At 35.7% G+C, this 2,968-nt stretch carries 2 protein-coding genes; one reads left to right on the forward strand and one right to left on the reverse strand.

The window, feature by feature from the left end; translation table 11 throughout:
- Positions 1 to 413: 413 nt before the first annotated feature.
- Positions 414 to 1,769 carry an 8-oxoguanine deaminase gene (locus tag EA365_15450; GenBank protein TVQ42321.1) on the reverse strand — a complete coding sequence of 452 codons (1,356 nt, stop codon included), beginning with the start codon at positions 1,767 to 1,769 and terminating at the stop codon, positions 414 to 416.
- A 46-nt stretch (positions 1,770 to 1,815) separates the two neighbouring features.
- Between EA365_15450 and EA365_15455 the strand changes: the two genes are divergently transcribed.
- Positions 1,816 to 2,718 carry a 3'-5' exonuclease gene (locus tag EA365_15455; protein TVQ42322.1) on the forward strand — a complete coding sequence of 301 codons (903 nt, stop codon included), beginning with the start codon at positions 1,816 to 1,818 and terminating at the stop codon, positions 2,716 to 2,718.
- Positions 2,719 to 2,968: the final 250 nt, after the last annotated feature.

A 2,968-nucleotide genomic window follows, 5' to 3' on the forward strand; every position in this document is an offset into this window, starting at 1 on the left:
ATTAGATAGACTGCCGAGATTAACCGCTCTTCTTAAGCTATTACCGTCTTCCCTAGAAACGCGTTCTCGGTCAACACGTTCTCGGTCTGTACCCCGATTTCCGTGTACCATAATCATTTTCCTTTTTCGATCTATAATTCTATTTTATTAAATGAATTTTGAGCAGTTAACCAATCTTAATTGGTCAAAAAATAAAATTATTGCCTCTCTCGTAGGATTTTTTGGCATACTGTGGTCTATTCCGGCGAAAGTAAGGATTTCTACCCTATTGCCTATTCTTTATAACCAATAAGTGAATGCTTATCACTCCTTTCTCTTTCCTCGGTGAGGATAAACTTTATAAATATTTATATCTATCTAGTTAGGGTCTGCTGAAAAAACCGCAGGCGCGGCTACGCCGAGCGGACTGTTAATTATGTAGTCATGCTTTGAGCATAACTATTGATTTTAGTGATTAATTTGGGTAAATCAATAGTAGTTAGTTGACCGCGATCGATAACTTTCTGACCATTAATAAAACTATAATCTATATGGGTAATATGACAAAAAATTGACCCCGCAATCACATCATGAACACCTGCCAATTCAGGGCGATCGCAGTTAATGGCAATTACATCAGCAGACATACCAGGTTGTATAGAGCCTAGATCATCTCTTCCTAACACTCTAGCACCCCCAAGGGTCGCTATTTCTAATACTTCCCTAGCAGTAATCGCACTCGCATCACAATCGCGCACTCTAGCTAAAAGAAAAGCATTTCTAGCCTCTAAAAAAAGATTACCAGTATCATTGGAGGCTGAACCATCTACACCTAAACTTACAGGTACTCCCTGATTAAGCATATCTCTAATCGGTGCAATTCCACTGCCTAGACGCATATTACTAGAAGGACAATGAGTTACACCAGTTTGAGTCTGTGCAAATAAAGCGATCGCTTCTGAGGTTAATTGTACACAATGAGCGTGCCAAACATCTTCCCCAAGCCATCCTACCGACTCTGCATAAGCTTCGGGAGTCAACCCAAAAGTAGCTAAACTATAGTCAATATCAGAGCGATTCTCGGCTAAATGTGTATGCAATCTTACACCGGGATAAGATCGCGCTAAACTTGCTGACTCCCTCATTAAATCTGGAGTTACCGAAAAAGGTGAACAGGGTGCTAAGACAATTCTAACCATAGCTTGAGGAGAATAATCATGATATTGCTCAATCAAACGTTGAGAATCTTTTAAGATAGCTGCTTCTGTTTCCACTAGAGAATCAGGAGGTAAACCTCCCTGACTTTTACCTACGCTCATACTTCCCCGACAAGCGTGAAATCTCAAGCCAATTTCTGCTATCGCCGCTAATTGATCATCTAATTGACAACCATTAGGAAATAAATATAAATGGTCACAAGCTGTGGTACAACCTGAAAGCATCAACTCAGCAGCAGCCATTTGACTACTAATATACAATCCTTCCGGAGTTAATTTTGACCACAGAGGATAAAGACTTTCTAACCAATCAAACAGAGTCGCATTTTGCGCTTGAGGAATTACCCTAGTTAAAACCTGGAAAAAGTGATGATGGGTATTAATCAACCCTGGAAGGACAATATAACGGTTATCTAAATCGAGTATCTCAGCGGCGTTATCAGTAATTTCCGCACTTGTGCCTACTTTTTCAATTAGATTATTATTGATTAAAATAGCTCCATTGCTTATTTCCCTTCTTTGGTCATCCATAGTTACCAAAGTCCGAATATTTCTAATAAGTGTTTTACTCATAATATAATATAATTTTACTTAATCATTATTATACCTGAGAAAACTAATGTTATATCTAACTGACGAAACTGAGATCAAAGAAATTATCCTAGAGTTATCTGAGGTTGATATTCTTTGGTTAGATACAGAAGTAGCTGACTATCAGACTAAAAATCCTCGCCTCTCTCTAATTCAGATGTTAGCCAACCCTGATAATTTAGATGGGAGTCGTACTTATTTACTTGATGTTTTAAATAAACCAGAATTAAGAGATTTTTTTATTACTAATATTATGGAAAATTCTGACATAACCAAAGTTTTTCATAATGCTCAATATGATTTAAGATTTTTGGGGGAAACACAAGCTAAACAAGTAGTTTGTACTTTAGAATTAGCTAAAAAAATCCCTTATTATCTTTTACCAGTCTCAAGTCGTAGTCTTAAAAGTTTAACCGAATATCTAACTAATTTTAAACAACTCAATAAAGAAGAGCAAAAAAGTGATTGGGGAAGAAGACCTTTAACACCTAAACAATTAGCATATGCTCAAATGGATTGCATTTATTTACGAGAAATCTATTATAAGTTAAGGGATTTAGTGGCTAATCTTGAACCAGATCCTTTAAATGATAATCTAGAATTATTAGCTCAGAGATATCAAGAAATTGAAGAACAATGGCAATTATTGGATTCAGAAATAAATCATCTCAAAGAAAGGCTAAAAAAGGCTATGGTTATTCAAAATAAAGACCAAGTTCAATGTCTGAAATTATCATCTTATGAACGTAAAGTAGTTAAGGCTAATTTGCAAGAATTAGTCAAGTTAGTTAATAATAAAGGTCTTGAACTAGATTTAATGATAACTTTAACTAAAGCTATGCAAACTCAACTTGGTCAAAATTTAGCAGAAATTAACGTAGAAATTGAAACCACAAAAGTTCTAGCACTACGCACAAGGAATAGGGAATAGGACAGTAAGTTTTGCTTTTAGATGCAAGATATAACTTAAATATGATTTACCCCAGATGGATAATTATCAATATTTATTAGGCTTTATTCCCGAAACTAATTTCGCGCATTCGCGCATTTGGAATAACCCCTAATAATACCTAATACCGAACTCGTTAAGTCTCCGAACTCTACTTTAGAACTATTCATCAATAATACCGTCACGATCTAATAAAAGCAGATCCCGCAATTGATTAGTATCTAACTCTGTT

The sequence above is a fragment of the Gloeocapsa sp. DLM2.Bin57 genome, assembly GCA_007693955.1.
GTDB lineage: Bacteria > Cyanobacteriota > Cyanobacteriia > Cyanobacteriales > Gloeocapsaceae > Gloeocapsa.

Coding starts and splice junctions, on each gene's coding strand:
- EA365_15450 (TVQ42321.1), bottom strand. CDS start 1,769: ATGAGTAAAACACTTATTAGAAATATTCGGACTTTGGTAACTATGGAT.
- EA365_15455 (TVQ42322.1), top strand. CDS start 1,816: ATGTTATATCTAACTGACGAAACTGAGATCAAAGAAATTATCCTAGAG.